Annotated in this window: 15 protein-coding genes, 1 tRNA gene and 1 pseudogene; 12 read left to right on the top strand and 5 right to left on the bottom strand. The window is 37.3% G+C overall.

The features are described 5' to 3' along the window. Nucleotides 1–43 precede the first annotated feature (43 nt). The 3 genes from AC1DG9_RS09535 to atpD form a co-directional block, all read right to left on the bottom strand. Nucleotides 44–934, bottom strand: coding sequence for a branched-chain amino acid transaminase (locus AC1DG9_RS09535; protein WP_172660943.1), 891 nt, complete (start codon nt 932–934; stop codon nt 44–46). Between the two features lie 582 nt (nt 935–1,516). Continuing rightward, on the bottom strand, nt 1,517–1,759 hold the full coding sequence (atpC, locus tag AC1DG9_RS09530; RefSeq protein WP_048903945.1) for an ATP synthase F1 subunit epsilon: 243 nt from the start codon (nt 1,757–1,759) through the stop codon (nt 1,517–1,519). 25 nt (nt 1,760–1,784) lie between these two features. Further along, entirely contained in the window at nt 1,785–3,290 is a 1,506-nt protein-coding gene (atpD, locus tag AC1DG9_RS09525) for a F0F1 ATP synthase subunit beta (RefSeq protein WP_477634550.1), read from the bottom strand. A 239-nt stretch (nt 3,291–3,529) separates the two neighbouring features. Between atpD and AC1DG9_RS09520 the strand changes: the two genes are divergently transcribed. The 6 genes from AC1DG9_RS09520 to AC1DG9_RS09495 all read left to right on the top strand — a co-directional run bounded on the left by AC1DG9_RS09520 (nt 3,530) and on the right by AC1DG9_RS09495 (nt 8,141). Further along, nucleotides 3,530–4,378, top strand: coding sequence for an SDR family oxidoreductase (locus AC1DG9_RS09520; protein ID WP_477634549.1), 849 nt, complete (start codon nt 3,530–3,532; stop codon nt 4,376–4,378). Further along, nucleotides 4,356–4,820 (top strand): redoxin domain-containing protein, encoded by a 465-nt coding sequence (locus AC1DG9_RS09515; RefSeq protein ID WP_477634548.1) that lies wholly within the window; start codon nt 4,356–4,358, stop codon nt 4,818–4,820. The genes AC1DG9_RS09520 and AC1DG9_RS09515 overlap by 23 nt, the downstream gene beginning before the upstream one ends. 112 nt (nt 4,821–4,932) lie before the next feature. Then, nucleotides 4,933–5,006, top strand: a tRNA-Arg gene (locus AC1DG9_RS09510). Between the two features lie 511 nt (nt 5,007–5,517). Next, nucleotides 5,518–5,976, top strand: a complete 459-nt coding sequence (locus tag AC1DG9_RS09505; RefSeq protein ID WP_288879667.1) for a mobile mystery protein A — start codon at nt 5,518–5,520, stop codon at nt 5,974–5,976. After that, a complete protein-coding gene (locus tag AC1DG9_RS09500; RefSeq protein WP_477634547.1) occupies nt 5,967–6,563 on the top strand; it encodes a mobile mystery protein B in 597 nt (198 codons plus the stop codon). The genes AC1DG9_RS09505 and AC1DG9_RS09500 overlap by 10 nt, the downstream gene beginning before the upstream one ends. A 456-nt stretch (nt 6,564–7,019) precedes the next feature. After that, complete coding sequence (locus tag AC1DG9_RS09495) at nt 7,020–8,141, top strand: ATP-binding protein (RefSeq protein ID WP_337715836.1); 1,122 nt, start codon at nt 7,020–7,022, stop codon at nt 8,139–8,141. Between the two features lie 304 nt (nt 8,142–8,445). Here AC1DG9_RS09495 and AC1DG9_RS09490 read toward each other — a convergent pair whose 3' ends face one another. Beyond that, nucleotides 8,446–9,144 carry a hypothetical protein gene (locus AC1DG9_RS09490; RefSeq protein WP_288879671.1) on the bottom strand — a complete coding sequence of 233 codons (699 nt, stop codon included), beginning with the start codon at nt 9,142–9,144 and terminating at the stop codon, nt 8,446–8,448. A 149-nt stretch (nt 9,145–9,293) separates the two neighbouring features. On the opposite strand from AC1DG9_RS09490, the gene AC1DG9_RS09485 reads away from it, so the two are divergent. Both AC1DG9_RS09485 and AC1DG9_RS09480 read left to right on the top strand, forming a co-directional pair. Further along, entirely contained in the window at nt 9,294–10,679 is a 1,386-nt protein-coding gene (locus AC1DG9_RS09485) for a glycoside hydrolase 5 family protein (protein ID WP_477634546.1), read from the top strand. Between the two features lie 153 nt (nt 10,680–10,832). Then, nucleotides 10,833–12,131 carry an alpha/beta hydrolase family protein gene (locus tag AC1DG9_RS09480; protein ID WP_337715832.1) on the top strand — a complete coding sequence of 433 codons (1,299 nt, stop codon included), beginning with the start codon at nt 10,833–10,835 and terminating at the stop codon, nt 12,129–12,131. Nucleotides 12,132–12,665: 534 nt separating this feature from the next. Here AC1DG9_RS09480 and AC1DG9_RS09475 read toward each other — a convergent pair. Then, the gene (locus AC1DG9_RS09475) at nt 12,666–13,883 is read right to left on the bottom strand and encodes a TPR end-of-group domain-containing protein (protein WP_337715830.1); all 1,218 of its coding nucleotides are present in this window, start codon (nt 13,881–13,883) and stop codon (nt 12,666–12,668) included. A gap of 487 nt (nt 13,884–14,370) precedes the next feature. On the opposite strand from AC1DG9_RS09475, the pseudogene AC1DG9_RS09470 reads away from it, so the two are divergent. From AC1DG9_RS09470 to AC1DG9_RS09455, 4 genes and pseudogenes are all read left to right on the top strand, one after another. Continuing rightward, a pseudogene (locus tag AC1DG9_RS09470) lies at nt 14,371–15,162 on the top strand (substrate-binding domain-containing protein); the annotation flags it as partial. 36 nt (nt 15,163–15,198) lie between these two features. Continuing rightward, entirely contained in the window at nt 15,199–16,506 is a 1,308-nt protein-coding gene (locus AC1DG9_RS09465; RefSeq protein WP_477634559.1) for a sugar MFS transporter, read from the top strand. A gap of 38 nt (nt 16,507–16,544) precedes the next feature. Further along, nucleotides 16,545–17,204 carry a carbohydrate-binding family 9-like protein gene (locus AC1DG9_RS09460; RefSeq protein WP_288879679.1) on the top strand — a complete coding sequence of 220 codons (660 nt, stop codon included), beginning with the start codon at nt 16,545–16,547 and terminating at the stop codon, nt 17,202–17,204. Nucleotides 17,205–17,415: 211 nt separating this feature from the next. Further along, nucleotides 17,416–19,542 (top strand): SusC/RagA family TonB-linked outer membrane protein (locus AC1DG9_RS09455; protein ID WP_477634545.1); only part of this gene is annotated, 2,127 nt, incomplete at its 3' end.

The following is a 19,542-nucleotide window of genomic DNA, read 5'->3' as shown; positions in this document are numbered from 1 at the left end:
GGTTAGGTCTTTTTTGTTATTTACTTATTATATTATGTAGTAGTTATATGATTACTTCGTAGTTCTGTTTTTCTAATACCAGGGATTTATAGGTACGCTGTATGGTTGCACCAACGCTATCGGTCCATTTTAATGGGAAAGTATATTCGTCTACCGATCCTATTCCTGCAATTTCAGTAGCTGTACCACAGAAAAATGCGCTATCCGCATGTTTCAGGTCTTTTACTGATAAGTGTTTCTCAATAATTTCTATATCTAAAATATGGCATAGTTCAATTACTGTAGCACGGGTAATACCTGGTAAAATGTTTCCAAGAGGAGGGGTGTATAACCTGCCATTTTTTTCGATAAAGATATTTGCACCCGGGGCTTCAGCAACGTTGCCATACATATCAAGCAACAAGGCCTCATCAAATCCTTTACGTTTGGCCTCTGTAGTGGCTAGTATGGAGTTAACATAGTTGCCGCTAACCTTAGCCTCAATAGGAGTTGATTTAGGATTTGGACGTTCAAAACTTGATACGCAAACTTTAAGCAGTTTATGTCCAAGATAAGCTTCCCAATCCCACACGCAGATCATGATTGARGCTTCTTTTGCAGCAACCAATGACATAGCAGGTGGACAGTATATTAAAGGACGGATATAAGCATCCTTTAAATTGTTGATTTCTAATAACCTGTAGGTTTGTTTAATTAATTTATTTATGTCCCATGTAAATGGAATATGAACTAATTCTGCAGAGCGTTTTAATCTTTCGAAATGTTCTCTTGCCTTAAAAATACGGGTGCCATTGTGAGTGGAGTAGGCCCTTATTCCTTCAAAAACTGCATAGCCGTAGTGTAACGACTGACCATACAAATCGGCGTTTGAGTCGGCCGCTTTTTCGAACCGCCCGTTTAAGTAAAGTATGGTATTTGAATTGAAATATTGCATTTTTTGTCAGGTATGTTTTTGTATTTTAGATGTTTCATTAAAAAAGCGCCACTTGTGGTGGCGCTCTAGTATATTTTAAGTATTCAATATTCCTTTATAGCGCCTTATCCTTCTGAATAATCAGTAGGAGAATTAGGTTGACAATTACAGTAAATAAGACGTTGACTGAAAGATTCATATCGTTGTTTAATTTCTTGTTGTTTTATAGAATCCAATTTACCTCTTGGCGGTTAAACTATCAATAGGTGAATGAAAATAAATGAAAAAAAATATAATTCTTTATTTTACATATATTTAAGAATATAATTCTTAAATATATGTAAAATTCATATCTTAACATGGTGGTCGCTATACCAAATATGAAATCGGTATTCGGTATAGGTGTTATGCTAGCATTATAAATTTGCGCAAATTCTTCTTAAAATGTGGAAAACCTTAAAAAAGTTGGTTGAAATTTTGATTTTTTTAGAGGGGATTTTTCAAGTTTTCGTCATCTCGACGAGAGTATTAATAAAAAACTATAAATAAAAAAAAAGCCCTTTGAAATTTCAAAGGGCTTTTAGAATATTGTATGATTAAATATTAAGCAACCCCTTCGGCTAACACAATAATTTTGTTTTTTAAAACTTCAACTACACCGCCTTTAATAGTAAAGGTTTGATCGCCAGTTTTGCATTTAATAATTACAGGTCCATCTTCTAAAGTTGAAATAATAGGTGCATGGTCATGTAGTATCTGAAAAGATCCCATGGTACCAGGAACAGTAACTGCAGTTACGTCACCTTCAAAAACTTTCTTATCTGGGGTTAATATTTCTAATGTCATATATATATTATGTACGCTTTAAAAATTAAGCGTTTGCTTCAGCTAATAGTTTTTTACCTTTTTCAATAGCCTCTTCAATGCTTCCAACTAAGTTAAATGCAGCTTCAGGATATTCATCAACTTCACCATCCATGATCATGTTAAATCCTTTGATGGTATCTTTAATGTCAACCAATACGCCTTTCAAGCCTGTAAATTGCTCAGCAACGTGGAATGGCTGAGACAAGAAACGCTGAACACGACGTGCACGTGATACAACTAATTTATCTTCTTCAGATAACTCGTCCATACCAAGGATTGCAATGATATCTTGTAATTCTTTGTAGCGTTGTAATGTTTCTTTAACACGTTGAGCTGTGTTGTAGTGCTCATCACCTAAAACAGCCGGAGATAAGATACGTGAGGTAGAATCCAATGGATCCACCGCAGGGTAGATACCTAGCTCAGCAATTTTACGAGATAATACTGTTGTAGCATCTAAGTGGGCGAAAGTTGTAGCCGGAGCCGGGTCAGTTAAATCATCCGCAGGTACATAAACAGCCTGTACAGAAGTAATTGAACCGCGTTTAGTTGAAGTAATACGCTCTTGCATTAAACCCATCTCAGTAGCAAGGGTTGGTTGGTAACCTACAGCAGAAGGCATACGGCCTAATAGTGCAGATACCTCAGAACCAGCCTGAGTGAAACGGAAGATGTTGTCAACGAAGAAAAGGATATCTTTTCCAGCGCCTTCGCCATCACCATCACGGAAATATTCAGCAACTGTTAATCCTGATAATGCTACACGAGCACGTGCACCAGGAGGCTCGTTCATTTGACCGAATACCAATGTTGCTTTTGATTCTTTTAATTTTTCAGTATCAACTTTACTCAAATCCCATCCGCCTTTTTCCATTGAATGAAGGAAGTCTTCACCATAGTTGATTACACCAGACTCGATAAACTCACGTAAAAGGTCATTACCTTCACGAGTACGCTCACCTACACCAGCGAATACAKATAAACCAGCATATGCTTTCGCAATGTTGTTTACCAATTCCATGATCAATACCGTTTTACCTACCCCAGCACCACCGAACAAACCGATTTTACCACCTTTTGCATAAGGCTCTAATAAATCGATTACTTTAATACCTGTAAAAAGTACTTCAGTTTCAGTTGATAACTCATCAAATCTAGGAGGAGCATTGTGGATTGGTCTGCCACCGGTTTTGCTAACAGTATTAATACCATCGATAGCTTCACCAACAACATTGAATAAGCGACCTTTAATTTGATCACCAACTGGCATTTGAATAGGAGCACCAGTATCTAATGCTTTCATTCCACGAACCAAACCATCGGTCGAGTCCATTGCAATTGCACGTACGCGGTCTTCACCGAGATGTTGTTGAACTTCTAAAACGACTTTCTGTCCGTTTTCTTTTTCAATCTCTAATGCAGAGAAAATTTGAGGTAAATGAGCATCGTCAGCAAAACTCACGTCAACTACCGGTCCTATAATCTGCGCTATTTTTCCAATGTTAGGCATATATTGTTTTGGGTAAAATTATAAATATCAATTTGTTAAAGGCTGTTTTATGGGCCTACAATTCGGTTTGCAAAGTTAAAATTTTTATACAAGAAATACATATATAAATAAAAAGTTTTTCCACAGTTTTTTAATCAATAATTTAGCCGGTATTATTGAGGCTTTAATTATGCCTTTTAAAGCATTAAATAGTGATTTTTGCTGCATTGGCAGCTGTTGAAAATTGTAAATAAACATTAATGAAAACCATACTAGTTACAGGAAGTAATGGCCTTTTGGGTCAGAAAATAACAGAGCGGTTATCTGCTACGAAGCAATTTAAGTTAATTGCAACATCAAAAGGGGCTGATCGTTTTCCTGTTAAAGATGGATATATGTATGCCGAAATGGACATTCTGGATCCGCAGAACGTGAAGGAAGTTGTCGGGCATTATAAGCCTGATGCCATCATTCATACTGCTGCCATGACCAACGTGGATACTTGCGAAGATCAAAAGGAATTGGCTTATCAGTTGAATGTGGAATCGGTAAAAACACTGATCTCAGTTTGCGAAGAACATGATATCCAGTTGGTGCATTTGTCGACCGATTTTATTTTTGATGGGGCAAAAGGCCCTTACGATGAAGAGGCTGACCCAAATCCTTTAAGTTATTATGGACAAACGAAGGTCGAGGCAGAGAACATTATTAAAGCGTCTAATTGCAGATGGGCAATTTTGCGTACTATATTAGTATATGGTATAGTAAGTGATATGAGCCGCAGTAATATCGTACTATGGGCAAAGGGAGCTTTAGAAAAAGGTTCACCAATAAACGTGGTTAATGATCAATGGCGCATGCCTACACTTGCAGAGGATTTGGCTGATTGCTGCCTGCTTGCAGTTGAGAAGGATGCACAGGGGATATACAATGCTTCGGGGAAGGATATGATGAGTATTTCTGAACTGGTAGCAAGAGTAGCTGATTATTGGAAGCTTGATAAAAGCATGATCAATGAGATCAGTGCAGRAACACTTAATCAAACAGCAAAAAGACCTGTAAGAACAGGTTTTACTTATTTATACTTTGGCTTTACATGTTGGCGATAAAGCGCCGGATTTTAAATTATTTAGTTCTGAGTTGAAAGAGGTGTCTCTTTCAGATTATCAAGGGAAAAAAGTAGTTGTTCATTTTTTTCCTATGGCATTTACAGGTGTTTGTACTGCTCAATTATGTACAATGAGAGATAGCTTTGGCTATTATGAAGGAATGAATGCTGCTGTTGTTGGCATTTCTGTTGATTCTCCTTTTACCCTGGCTAAATTCAAAGAAGATCAAGCTTACCAATTTCCGTTACTTTCTGATTTTAATAAAGAAATATCTCAGGCTTACGGTGCATTTTACGAAGATTTTGTCTTCAATTTAAAGGGCGTTTCTAAAAGAGCAGCGTTTGTTTTGAACGAAGAAGGAAAAATTATCCATTCAGAAGTTTTAGAAGATGCTGGTAATATGCCTGATTTTGATGCGATTAAGAAAGCAGTAGAAGCATAATACAGTTCTGCAAGAGTAATGCTCTGAATAATTTTATAAAAAATATTGCTATTTTGAATTTCAAGCATTACTTTTGCAGTCCGTTAACGAAACGGAGTTATAACAAAAAAACGCATTTGTAGCTCAATTGGATAGAGCATCTCACTACGGATGAGAAGGTTTGGGGTTCGAATCCCTACAAGTGCACAAACAAAGTTTCCCATATGGGAAGGATTCTTGAAAATCTTTATAAGGCCTTTAGATGATCTCTAGAGGCTTTTTTGCTTCATGGCCATTCGCCTGACACCTGATACAAGCTCAGTTTGACGCGACTACGGTATTACATAAAAAGGGTCAATCCTAAAACTTGTGGAGCAGAGGTTAAGAATATAGCTTTGCATTTTATATTTAGTCATCAGCTACTGCATCCTTGCTCAGATTATTTCTACCAGATTTTTAACTAGAGAATTTTGGTTCTACTAATAATGACCTTATTCTAACTCTTTTTTTAGAAAAGCTTAAGCGCATTCCTAAAATGCAATTTTTTGTTGTTCTCACTATTCCGTTACTTCGTGAGGCGAGTTGATTAATAGTCATTTGTAATTAATTAAAATATAGGTAAAAAAAATAGGTTAAGCTATAGTTTTACTTTTATTTAGTTTTGTAAAGTTATATGCTTACATTTATTGGTAGATTGTCAAGTTAAAACTTTACTTATATGGGAAAACAGTCATTAATGATTCAACAGCTTAATAATAAATTACTAAGCTTTGTTACCTTAAAGCAGGTTGCTGTTCCACCGACTGGTTGGATTAAAGCCATTCGTACTACTCTAGGTATGTCAATGCAACAATTGGGGAATAAATTGTCGATTACCAAACAAGGTATTTTGGACATTGAAAAAAGAGAAAAGGATGGTTCGATCACGCTAAAATCCTTAAGAGAGGTGGGAAGGGTATTAGATATGGAATTGGTTTATGGCTTTATACCAAAGGATGGTTCGTTAGATACTTTAATAGAAAAAAAGGCAATGGAGCTAGCTTCGAAAATCGTTTTACGTACATCAAACACCATGAAATTAGAAGACCAGGAGAATTCCAAGGAAAGAATTGAAAAAGCAATAAAGGAGAGAACCGAAGATATAAAAAATAACATGCCTAAAATTTTATGGGATTAGATATAGTTTATATTGATGGACAAACCCCATTGGACGAAGAGGAAAAAGAAGGTTTGCTAATCCCTGCCATTGCAACCAGGGAAGAGCTGGATGAGTTTGAACAGCAGAATATCGAAGAAGCGATACAATGGACTTTGAGCAGAAATTTTAAACGAAATAGCCTCCTTACAGAAGCTTTTGTCAAGGACGTGCATAAACGAATGTATAGGAATGTTTKGGCATGGGCAGGGGATTTCCGCAAAACAAATAAGAACATTGGCGTTGACAGATGGCAAGTCGCTGTTGAATTAAAGTCGCTGTTAGACGATGCCAGATTTTGGATTGATAATGATGTTTTTTCTCCTGATGAAATAGCAGTTCGGTTTAAACACCGTATAGTTAGTATTCACTGTTTTTCAAATGGAAATGGACGACATAGCCGGCTGATGGCTGATATTATTATCGAAAAAATGTTTAATGGGAATATATTTACATGGGGAGCAGGGAGTCTTTCTAAAGAAAGCGAAAATCGAAATATCTACCTCAATTCAYTAAAGGCCGCAGACAATGGGAACTACGCATTACTTTTGTCATTTGCCAGATCGTAATCCATAATATTACGATTTTTAATTATTCAAGAAATTGGTGTGTTCGAAGTATATCTAAGGGCACTGAAAGCCTTAGAGAAATCTAAGGCTTTTTTTGCGTTTAAGTATTTTTTGACCCTTATTGGTCTATATGCTAACCCCAAATTTTACTTATACAGTTTTCTGGATGCTGCGGAATTCAATTTTCTTATGATAAAACAGAATAAGGAGTTCTATGCTTGCACAAGGTAATCTGATTCCATTTGGGAAATTGCCGCTAGTACAGATTCCCAAATGGGCAGAGCTGTTTCTTCGCTTCAGAGTTATGAATAATTTCAGAAAGTTAACCTTTTAGGAACTGTGGGTATGTTATTCAATAACCCCATTATGATAATATGTTTAAATTCCCTAAAAAAGGCAATATTTGGGGATTGTATTCCCTTAATATTGCTATATTTGGGGAATAGAATTTGTGTCATGATTAAAAGAGCCTTGCAAAAGACCTTAGAAAGTAAGGTTGATTTTAAAAAAGCTATTGTGATATTAGGGCCGAGGCAGGTGGGGAAAACTACGCTGATTACTAAGATAGCAGCTTCATTAAATGAGAATTATCTTTATATCAATGGAGATGATCCAGCTACACGAACAGCGTGGAACAATCCTACACAGGCTTTTATCAATAATTACATCGGCAGTTACAAAGTAGTTGTATTTGATGAGGCGCAGCGTCTTGAAAATATTGGCCTTAGTGCTAAGATGATTATTGATGCGAAAAAAGATATACAACTTTTTATATCCGGATCCTCGGCATTGGAAATAGCCAGTAAAATCAATGAGCCGCTCACCGGTCGTAAATGGGAATATCGGTTATATCCGTTATCCTGGAGAGAATTAAAAGACCAATATTCCTTTGCTAAAGTTCATTCAAGGCTGGAAGAATTTTTAATAACAGGAATGTACCCTGATGTGATTAACAATCCTGATAGTGCAATTGAGACCTTAAATAACCTAGCTGGGAGCTACTTGTATAAAGATATTTTAGAGTCAGGTGGCATCCGCAGGCCAGAAGCATTATTAAAACTTTTACAGGCACTGGCATGGCAGGTGGGTAATGAAGTTTCGTATAATGAACTTGCAAGGATTGTGGGTATAGACAAGGCCACAGTTAACAATTACATTGATTTGCTGGAAAAGTCGTTTGTTATCTTTCGTTTAAATCCACTTGCAAGAAATTTGCGCAATGAGATCAGTACTTCCCGCAAAATCTATTTTTACGACAATGGGATCAGGAACAGCATCATTAACAATTTTGCACCTATTGCACAGCGTAATGACATTGGTGCTTTGTGGGAAAACTTTATTATTAGTGAACGCAAAAAGAATCTGGCTTACACCGGCTTTTATGGCAATACCTACTTTTGGCGTACAGTGGATAAAGCCGAGATTGATTACCTAGAGGAGCAGGACAATAAACTAAGTGCTTTTGAACTTAAATGGAATTCTAAAGTGAAAGTAAAATTTCCTACTTCGTTTATGGAAAAATACAGCCCTGAAACGTCATCTGCAATTAACAGGGATAATTACTGGGAGTTTTTATAGGTCATGACTTTTACACTAGGTAAATGTACAAGGCGACTTTTATGTTGAAAAGGACTCTTGTATTTTATGTGGTGCATCTGAAGTAGAGGCAATGGGCTTAATGGCACATTCTGGAGGAGGTTGTTATTCTATAATTATGTTTGTACTTGGGCGGAAAGAAATACAATAATTCGGTCACAGCTTAAGTTGCAAAATGTTAGTCTCACATCAATAAAAAAATCTCACTATTCCCTCATTAATTTATAATAAAATAGCGTTGAAAGCATTTAGGTTTTAGAAATAAAAACCCCTGCTTTAATCTATACTAATTTAGCTTGGGTGGAGCAATCATCCGTTTAATTTTCATGGTTTGGGGAACGCGGAAAAAATCAAATGGGACATTGACCCGCTTGATTTCCTTTGCTTCCATGCCTTCAAATAATGTGTTGGCCGCATTTTTTTTATATAAACCTAAAAAACCGTTGGGTACCTGATCAATGAATGTAAAAAGGTACCAGGGAGTTTTGGGTATATTCTCCGATACATAAACCTCATATGCGGCATCCACAAGTTTTTTTTGAGGATGAAAAACAAGCTTATTACATGTCATTCCCAAGAGTTCAAAATTTCCTTCAGCTTTCAACGCCTTATAGTCATTAGCCCATAAAATGATCGGAAATTCATCATTTGAAAGTTCATAAAGGTCTGGCATTTGCTGTGCGGCGGAAAGCCCTTCTCTGGCCAGGTTGTCATAAATACTATAGCGGTGAGGGGCGCTGAAGTCGCCAATTTCCCAGTGATCTGCTGCGTATTGGAGCCGGTAGGCTGAATCTGTATAATAGAGTGTTGCCTTTCCATATTTTGCTATATCGGCAAATTTTGCATCTCGCTTAATAAGTGTATCGGATGACTTGTACAAGTATTGGTATTCGATTTTCCACACCGATAGGGAATCCTGAGCGTTTAAGACTGTACTTCCAGAGATTAGCCAAAGGACAAGAATAATCAGGTGCTTTCTATACATGGTTTCTTACTAATTTAAAGCCGCTACAAAGTATTACAATAATAATGAAAGTAAGGAATCAAATGAACAGCAATGAATTTAAATTATCTGCTATATCCCGTTCCATTTTATCAAAGTCAAAATCAGAGACGGATTCATTATATTGCATTATGAAGAAAGAAATCATTTGTATTAATCTCCTTATTTTAGGCATAAGCTGTTTACTGACCGCGGGTTTCAGTGCGTCATCCTCGGCGTCAGTAAATGTCAGGTCGCTACACAAAATTGAAGCAGATAATGCAAAATTGATTCGTCCTGGATTGACTACTCATGTAAGCCTACAAAACAGCAAAGCACTAAAGGTTGAAATTAAGAAAACAGCGACGGGTTATACGTTCATCAGAAACGGACAACCTTATTTTGTAAAAGGGGCAGGCGGGACTTCAGAAACCGAAGCCATAAAAATTGCAGGAGGAAATTCTTTCCGAACCTGGGATACAGAACACGGAGCGGCAAATCTGGAGCAGGCAGAAAAACTTGGACTAACTGTTACGATGGGGCTGAATGTAGCACGTGAACGTCATGGTTTTGACTACAATGACGCAGTTGCGGTAAAGAAACAACTGGATCACCTGCGTAAAGAAGTGCAGAAGTATAAGGACCATCCGGCTTTACTCGCCTGGGGCATCGGAAACGAACTGAACCTGGACTATAAAAACCCCAATGTCTGGAGTGCTGTGAATGACATTGCAAAAATGATCCATCAGGAAGATCCGAACCATCCTGCCACTACTATGCTTGCAGGCATCAATCAAATAGAAATAGACCACATCAAAGCTAAATGTCCAGACCTTGATTTCCTTTCGGTGCAGGTATATGGCGGATTGGCCAAAGTCCCTGATCAGCTACAGACCGCAGGCTGGGATGGTCCTTACCTGGTCACTGAGTGGGGACCCACAGGGCATTGGGAATGTCCGAAAACATCATGGGGTGCCCCGGTTGAAGAAACTAGTTCGGAAAAAGCTGAAGTCTACAAAACACGATACGAAGCATCCATCCTGAAAGATAAGAATTGTCTGGGTTCCTATGTATTTCTCTGGGGGCAGAAACAGGAGCGTACACCTACATGGTATKGTCTGTTTACAGAAGCGGGGGAAACGTCAGAAGTATTTGACGTCATGCAATATGAATGGAGTGGCAAATGGCCTCAAAACCGGGCACCCAATATCAGTTCATTTACCGTAGATGGCAAAAGTGCACGTAGTTCTATTCATCTCAATCCCGAGGAGAAATATTTAGTGGTGATCTCTGTTTCAGATCCGGACAAAGACAAACTAACGATCAGGTGGGAGCTGTTGCCTGAAGCAACGGATCTTGGGCAGGGTGGTGACAGGGAAAGCAGGCCTGCACCAATCCCCAATATGGTAACGACAACTTCCCTGACAAATGCATTGCTCAGCGTACCTGCAAAGCTTGGCGCTTACCGTTTGTTTGTTTATGTGAGTGACGGTCATAATCATGTGGCTACAGCAAATATTCCTTTTATGGTACATTAAGCTTTTTCCTGTTCAATTTCGCGCATACCTGTTCACTTATGAACAGGTGGGTTTTTCGTAATACCAAATAAGTAGTTTAATTGTACTTCTAAAGCTTGTTATTTAGGTTGGCACAATGAATGGCCTTGGTTTTTAAATTTATCATTTAAAATTATGAAATCCTTCTACACAGTTCTTTTGCTTACAATAGCACAAATCGCATACGGTCAAACACCGCAGGGACATTATGAAGGTGCCTTGACACGGGATGGATCTGTTCAATTAATTTCATTCGATTTCCATATAGATAAAACAACTTACGATATCCCTGAAATTGGCTATATGAATGTGGCTACAGAAAAAATATCTCGGAGCAAGGACACTTTGAATGTGAAGATATTCAACGGAGATTTCTATTGTTTTTTAGACCCCAAAACAGGAGATGTAACAGGTATAAGCAAGGATATAAATCCTAGAATCCGGATTCATCTGAAAAAAGCATTAGCGAAAGAAAAGAGCTTTTCAGAGGAAGAAATTAAATTTACTAATGCAGATGTTTCGCTTGCAGGAGTTTTGTTTAAACCCAAAAAATCAGAAAAGCCTATTCCGTATGTGATTTTAGTACATCGATCAGGATGGGAAGACAGAGATACCCCGTGGTATCATTCGTTAGCCTACGATTTGGCGAGCAAGGGCATAGGCGTTTTACTTTATGATAAACGTGGAACCGGTAAATCAACTGGTAATTTTTCATCTGCGGATTTCAATGATCTGGCAGATGATGCTGTTTCTGCTTTTAATTATCTAAAAGAAAGAAAAGATTTGAATTATGTCAAAATAGGTTTTCTTGGTGCAAGCCAGGGAGGATGGATAACACCGCTGGCTGCAAATAAAGTCTCAGGCTGTGGCTTCGCAATTTTAATAGTTGGCCCTGCAGTTTCTCTTTATGAGCAAGATATTAATCGTGTTCAATATACCTTGACTGACGAAGGTTATTCAAAAGAATCTATTGACTCTGCACTTCATTATTCTGCACTTTTTTTCAAATATGTTCAGGGTAACAAGACAAAAGATTGGGATGCGCTTAAAGGATATGCCGCGAAAATTAAAGATAAAAAATGGATAGATTATCTTGATATACCCCAATCGCAAACTGGAGACGACATATTATGGTGGAGAAAAAATCGGTATGACCCCAAAGAGGCCTTAAATAAAATAAAATGCCCGGTATTGAGTGTTTTTGGTGAGAATGATGTATTAGTGCCACCAGCCGAAAACAAAAATAAAATGGAAACTTATCTGAAAAATGCAGGCGTGGATTATAAAGTTGTTACCATAAAAGATTGCGGACACGACATGATAACAAAGGGTAAACTGAATGGTGCTGATTGGGATTGGCCATATACTTATTGGCAATGGCAAAGACAACCTCAGGAATTTTTCAGTTCAATATTTGAATTTATAAAAAAATAAAACTCGAAGAAACCATTGAATTAAAAGATGGGGTAATTGAGCGAAAAGCTAAAGGTACCGTTCGCTAGAACTAACATATAGACAAAGATCTTATATAAGTCTAAAATTTGCATTACAGAAAAACGAAGGTATTCGTGTAACTCATTATCATTATTCCACATTTTTTTTGATAATTGGAACCTATCAAAACTTATTGGCCTTATTTGAATCTGAGATGCCAGCCTAAGAACAAAGTTAAATTCTGTTGCAGGGCTGAAGTTTATTTCTAAGAGACAGTTTTTCACAGTTTGTGTCGTGCGTAGCTTTTCCTAGCTCATGGACAATTAAAATCTATATTTACCTGCTATATCAATTCCTAAAGTAATATTATCGAAGTTTTTGAAGACCCGAATCTCAGTTCCGGTTCTTCAAAAGCTGTTTGCTCAGAGGAATCATCTTACCTGCCTTAACAAGAAAACCAACGTGTACTTTATGGCCAACCTCAAGGTTGTCTATTTAACTAATGAGCCATTATTTTTCTTTTTCCAAATGCTATTAATTATCAAGAGGCTTTTGCCAGAAATAATTTGGATTGGTAATTTCAAATACCTTGGTATCACTCGAAGTTTTTCTGGACGAGTTAACAGTATTAAAACGACCAGGATATAAATTAACATACTGAACCACAGTATTATTCTTCGAGTAAGTCTCCACATCCCAAACACTATTAACAGGGCAGCGTAACCAATAAAGGTTCTTTGACATATAAAAATCAAGATAAAATTCCTTGTTTCTAAATGCATCCTTATTTAAAAGGAGTTCCGAATTATTAATTAAGTGAGTTCTCACTTCTTCGACGCTTAATAATTCACCCTTATTATCACTCACATAGGCATTAAAAGTTGGATCCATCCATAGCCATTTATTAAGGGTTTTAGACCACACAACGTTTATCACATGGCAATCAGTGTCGGCAGTATCTTTTGGCATACATGTAATCATCCTGGATTTAAATCCCTCAGCGTGCAACGCATCCTTTAAAATGGTCGCTTTCATTCGACAATTCACGCCCCGTTTGTCGCGTTTGCACACCTCAATTATATCATTTGCATTTCTAGAAGGTGGATTGTCACCGTTTTGATGGGGCACTATATTGTAAGCCCAAAATAATAGTCTTTTTATTTTGCTGATCTCGTTACCGTTGCCTGCTACTGAATCCAAATTAAATTTAACTTTTAAGTCCACAAGCTCCTTTGAATCTGGAGATTGATAAATAAAAGGGGGCAACGCCGTTACTTTACCATTGAGATATGGGGGTGAGGTTTTTAAGATATAATTCATGTCGCCCCTTTCCCGGATACTTAAGAGGGCTTTTTCAAAGCGTTTGTTACCATGGAGGCTTTTTAGATCTGTATCTTGTATGGTGTTGTAATAATTGCTATATCCCAATTTTACGCATTTGTCAAACGCAGCAAGGGCTTGTGTAGTACTTCCTAACAAATTCTGATAACAGGCAAGATTATAGTACATGCCCGGGTACCAGTTTTTAACAGTAGCCTGGGTATCTACAGCAGCTTCTTCATATTTAACCAACCACTCGTTTATGAGACTAACTGCTTCAATGTAGTTCTTATTGTCAGCAGCAATGCGCCGATTATTATCCAATGCAGAAGTGTATGTTTTGAAGCTTTTTGTTGTGACAGAGGGTTTTTTCTGCGCAATTGAATTAATTATAGGCACAATTAACAATATTGTGAGTAATGCTTTTTTCATTCAAAATATTTTTAATGTTCTAATCTAACAAAACAACCCGAAACTTTTAAGCCGAGGTAGCTGACTAACTGTTGTTTAACACTTTTTAACAGAAAGGTATAACAATTATTCCCTCAATATTTGATAAATAAGCTGGCTAGAAATATTTGAGTTATATCTTCTTTAACACTTCCAAATCCTGATACCTTAACGACTGATTATCATAAACTCATTTCACTAATAAAGAAGTTTTTTTACTCTATCTGAAATGTTAGCCTGTTGTTCCCAAGTGGATGATTTTAATAAGGTTGCCGGGGTTTAATCTGAAAAATCGTATTCTTAATTTCAAAGCCACAGGATCTTGTTCTTTTGGTGATGCAAGAGAATAAGCCTTTGTTTCTTTTGCTTTGATTTTTACTTTGCTTCAATGACGAGCAATGTATGAACGACTAGACAATTTGAACTTTTGAAAATAGAATCTGTTATCTTTATATAATTTTTTAAGCATATGTCGGCAAAAGATATTGAATTAACAGGTGTAAAGGAAATCGCAAGAAGGGCAAATGTTTCAATTGGAACAGTAGACCGTGTGATCCATGATCGCAAAGGGGTATCGCAAAATACCAAGGATAAGATTAATGCAATTATTAAAGAGCTCGATTATCAACCTAATATCTTCGCGCGAAGGTTGGCGTCTAAAAAGCAGGTTGTTTTTGCTGTTCTGATTCCAAAGATTTCACAAGAAACCAATTATTGGGAGGCACCACTTCTTGGTATAGACCAAGCGGGAGCAGAGATCAGTCCTTACGGCATTGTCTTACAGAAATATTTATATGATGTCAACGATAAAAACTCCTTCCTTGAGCAGATCAAACTGATAGATCTTTCCTTGGTAAAGGGTGTTCTTTTGGCGCCAAGTTTTATTGAAGAATCTGAACAGTTTGTAAAGAAGCTTGAAATCAGAAAAATACCTTATGTATTCATCAATTCAGATATTCAGGGGCACGAAAGCTTAAGTTATTTCGGTCCTGATCTTTATCAAAGTGGTTACCTTTCTGCCCACCTCATGAAATACCTCCTTAAAAAGGAAGATAAGATTCTAATCGTTAACATTTCACAAGAAATAGATAACCAGCATCATCTATTGCGTAAAGAGCAAGGATTCAGGAACTATTTTAGCGATAATAAGCTTGAAAATGTCATCGTAAAAATTGATATCAAGCATACTGACTATACCTATATAAGCAACTCACTTGAGCAGGTGTTAAAAAGCCATAAGATTGCTGCTATTTTCGCAACCAATTCGAGGGTTTCAACGATCATTCTCATACGTTTAATGTTAAGTAAAACAAACCATATGGACCAGAAGACTTATATTAAATCCTTGTATATCATTGCGGTACTTTTTTTTGTCTTCGGTTTTGTCACATGGATAAACGCAATGCTTATCCCATACTTCAAAATTTGCTGTGAGCTCAATAATCTCGAGTCTTATTTTGTAGCTTTTGCTTTTTATATTTCTTATTTATTCATCTCTTTTCCTGCTTCCATATTGCTTAAAAAGTTTGGTTTTAAGAATGGTATGATGATTGGATTTTTCGTGATGGCTATCGGTGCATTTATATTTGTACCAGCAGCGTTATTACGTAATTATCTGTTATTTTTAGTTGGCCTTTTTACGCTAGGGGCAGGACTGGCAGTTTTACAAACTGCAGCAAATCCTTACGTAACCATATTAGGCCCAAAAAACAGTGCGGCAATGCGGTTCAGTATTATGGGGATCTGCAATAAATTTGCAGGAATTCTTGCTCCTTTACTTTTTGCTGCGGTTATACTTAAGTCTTCCGATCAGGCACTGTTTGAACAAGTAAAGTCGATGGGAGCAGTTGAACGGGCATCGATTCTTGATGAACTGATCAGGAGGGTTATTGTTCCTTATTCATGTGTTGGTTTAATTCTGGTTTTACTAGGTTTTCTGGTGCGCTTTTCTTCTTTACCTGAAATTAATACCGAGCAGGAAGATGAGGTTACCGCCGAATCAAATAAAGGGAAACGTAATATTTTTCAGTTTCCCCATCTTGTCCTTGGCGCAATTGCCATATTTGTTCACGTAGGTTCACAGGTAATTGCGGTTGATACCATTATTGGTTATGCCCATTCTATGAATATTTCTCTTTTAGAAGCAAAGGTATTTCCTTCGTATACACTCACAGCGACAATCGTTGGTTATATCCTTGGAATTTCGCTGATTCCAAAATACCTTTCTCAGATCTTGGCCTTGCGTGTATGCATCATCCTGGGGGTTGTATTTACTTTATGTATCATTTTTTGTAACGGTAGTGTTGTCATATTGGGGCATCGGGCAGATATTTCTATATGGTTCATTGTATTATTGGGCTTTGCAAATTCAATGATATGGGCTGGAATATGGCCATTGTCTATGGATAGACTCGGACGTTTTATAAAAATAGGCGCTGCTATTCTAATCATGGGACTTTCCGGAAATGCCGTTATGCCGCTATTATATGGTCACTTTGCCGATATTTATGGTCTGCAAAATGCTTATTTCGTGCTTTTACCGTGTTATCTCTACCTGCTATTTTATGCCTACAAAGGGTACAAACTCGAGCGCTGGATTGGTTAAAAAGAAATCACCCTTTTTATTTGTTATAAAATTTTAAAATGAACTTAAATGTCTTTTACCTCAATGAAGATTCCAATGCCGCACCAGATCAACTTTCAGAGAAACTAGCTAACTATCCCCAAAATCGTTTGACTAATGATTCATGGCCTCAAATACCAGTAATTTGCACAGCCGATTTTTCTATCGCCCATACGGGACAACACATTCTGTTAAAATTTACCATATCCAATGATTATTTCCGATCTATAGAAAGACCGATTAACAGCGAAGTTCATCTTGATAATTGTGTAGAGTTTTTTATCGCTTTTGACCAGTCTGATCAATATTATAATATTGAGTTCAATTGCCTTGGGATTGGAAAAATGGCTTATGGTAATCAAAAAGCTAAAAGAACTTTATTCCAGAATTCTGTAGTGCAGAAAATTCGTACCTGGACAAAATCAGATGCTCAGGAAGGGGAGTTTAACTGGGAGATGACGATGATTATACCTGCAGATGTATTTATATTCCATCAAATTCAAAACTTTGAAGGCATCACTGCGAAAGCTAACTTTTATAAATGTGGTGATGCGTTGCCAAATCCTCACTTTCTATGTTGGAATAAGGTGATATCCCCTATACCTGACTTTCATCGTCCAGATCATTTTGGAACCATTCAATTTATGCCTGCGCAAGCTGAATTAAATAGTTTTAAATGACAAATGTGTTTTTTTTAAAATAAATTCGTGTACGTACCCGTTTATTTAATATATTAGCATTTAGATAGTTGTAGTCTTTGTCCGGATAGGATTTCAATCTATTATTTACCAACCTAAAAACCAAAAACAAGATGAACAGATTTTTTACACCAGCTCAATAGTAATTTTTTTGACTTTTAATCGTGTACGTAAACGTTTTATAAAACCGCCAATGAAAAAGATATACTTAATGACCATGATGGTCGCATTTTCCATGCTGAGTACCTTTGCCCAGGTCAGCCCCGCTAAAGGGACATTATTTACTTTAACTGGGCAGGTAACTAATGAAAAAACTAATGAAACCCTTGTTGGGGTTTCAATCCGCGTGCAGGGAACAGATAAAGGCACGGCAACAGATCAGAATGGTAATTTTAGTTTAGAGGTAACTCCCGGAGCTGTTATTTTGGTGAGTTATATGGGTTACCAAAATCAGACAATTAATATAGGGGAGCGTAAACGCTTAAATATTAAGCTGGCTGAAAGCGAAAGGCAGCTTTCAGAAGTAACCATTAATGTAGGCTATGGTACCCAGAAGGTTAAAGAAGTTACTGGTGCTGTCGGATCAATTACGGCCAAGCAGATGGATACTCATGCCCTGGGGGATGTGAATTCGAGTTTGCAGGGTAAGATTGCCGGACTTCAAATTACAAGTAATTCCGGAGAGCCTGGTGCCGGTGCCACAGTAAGAATACGTGGGGCATCCTCAGTAAACGGTAGCAGTCAGCCATTATATATCGTAGATGGTGTTCCCATAAATGCAGATACTTACGGTGGTGGATTGGTAGATGATGCATCGACTTTTAGTCCCCTGGCAGATTTAAACCCTCAAGATATAGCATCTATAGAGGTATTGAAAGACGGAACTGCATCTATATACGGTTCCAGAGCATCGAATGGTGTAATTATCATTACTACTAAAAGTGGAAAGAATTCCAGCAAACCAGAGATACAGTTTTCAGCAAATGGAAGTATTGCAAACATCACGCGAAAAATTGGAGTGTTAAATGCGCCACAGTTCAGAAGTGCATTTATAGATGCGATATATAATTTTACAGGAGCCCAGACCACTAAAGTCTCTGTGATAGATTCACTTCATCCATATTATTCTAAATCTAACAATTGGCAGGATCTGATGTACCGATCGGCATATCAGTACAAAGCAGATGTCAGTATCAAAGGTGCTTCTAAAGATAATAATATGAATTATTTTGTTAGTGCAGGCTATAAAGATATAGACCCGATTATCATCAATACTAAATTTAAGCAAACTTACGCTTCGGCAAAGGTATATTACACGGTAAATAAGGTTATTACGGGAAATACGAATTTCAACATATCCACCAATAATTACAACAGAATACTCAGCGGACTAAGCAATCAGAGTGCGATATATCAGGCTTTAAGTACCATGCCTGTTTATTCACCATATGATCCCATCACAGGACAACTTATTCCACTTCTGGAGGGAAGTAAACCCAATCCGATAGCTATCTCTGAGCTGGCTGCTAATAAAATAAACAGATGGAGGATGTTTGGTAATCAAGATTTTAAAGTGAAAATTTTAAAAGATTTGGATTTCAAGACAACTTTAGGAGTTGACTATTCGAATACAGAGGAAACAAATTTCACTCCTCAAACGCTCTTACCACAGGGTCAGGTCAGTTCATCTTACCTGACTACAGGGAAAAACTATTCCTTTATCAATGAGAATACGTTAAACTACAGAACAACCCTTGCTAATGATCATAACCTTACCTTTTTGCTTGGACAGTCTTACCAGAAATTTACAGACAACAACGTCAATGTGATAGGTAGAGGCTTAATTGATGCAACCATTACCTCTATCAATGGTACATCTGTTGTTTCGCTTTATAATCAGAACATCGAAGAATACAGTCTGCTTTCTTATTTTGCCAGGGCAAATTATGACTACAAAGGCAAGTATCTTTTCTCTGCGGTAATGAGAGCTGATGGTTCTTCAAGATTTGGAGCGGATAACAGATTTGGATATTTCCCCTCATTCTCGGCCGGTTGGAGATTGTCAGAAGAAGATTGGTTTAAGAAAATCAGTTTTATTTCAGATGCAAAGATCCGGGGAAGTTTTGGTGTTACAGGTAACCAGTCGATCGGTAATTATGCATGGCAGGGATCACTCAGTACCATCGGTACTTATCTAGGTAATGTAGCAATTGTTTCTAACGGAGTTMCAAATGCATCGTTAAAATGGGAAACGACAGAACAAACAAACATTGGTCTGGACCTCTCTTTTTTACGTGATAGAATTCGCTTTACCGCAGAG

This window comes from Pedobacter sp. 05L430, from assembly GCF_056397585.1.
This window is presented reverse-complemented; position numbering and strand designations above follow the sequence as displayed.

Coding starts and splice junctions, on each gene's coding strand:
- atpC (WP_048903945.1), bottom strand. CDS start 1,759: ATGACATTAGAAATATTAACCCCAGATAAGAAAGTTTTTGAAGGTGAC.
- AC1DG9_RS09505 (WP_288879667.1), top strand. CDS start 5,518: ATGGGAAAACAGTCATTAATGATTCAACAGCTTAATAATAAATTACTA.
- AC1DG9_RS09495 (WP_337715836.1), top strand. CDS start 7,020: ATGATTAAAAGAGCCTTGCAAAAGACCTTAGAAAGTAAGGTTGATTTT.
- AC1DG9_RS09490 (WP_288879671.1), bottom strand. CDS start 9,144: ATGTATAGAAAGCACCTGATTATTCTTGTCCTTTGGCTAATCTCTGGA.
- AC1DG9_RS09480 (WP_337715832.1), top strand. CDS start 10,833: ATGAAATCCTTCTACACAGTTCTTTTGCTTACAATAGCACAAATCGCA.
- AC1DG9_RS09475 (WP_337715830.1), bottom strand. CDS start 13,883: ATGAAAAAAGCATTACTCACAATATTGTTAATTGTGCCTATAATTAAT.
- AC1DG9_RS09465 (WP_477634559.1), top strand. CDS start 15,199: ATGTTAAGTAAAACAAACCATATGGACCAGAAGACTTATATTAAATCC.
- AC1DG9_RS09460 (WP_288879679.1), top strand. CDS start 16,545: ATGAACTTAAATGTCTTTTACCTCAATGAAGATTCCAATGCCGCACCA.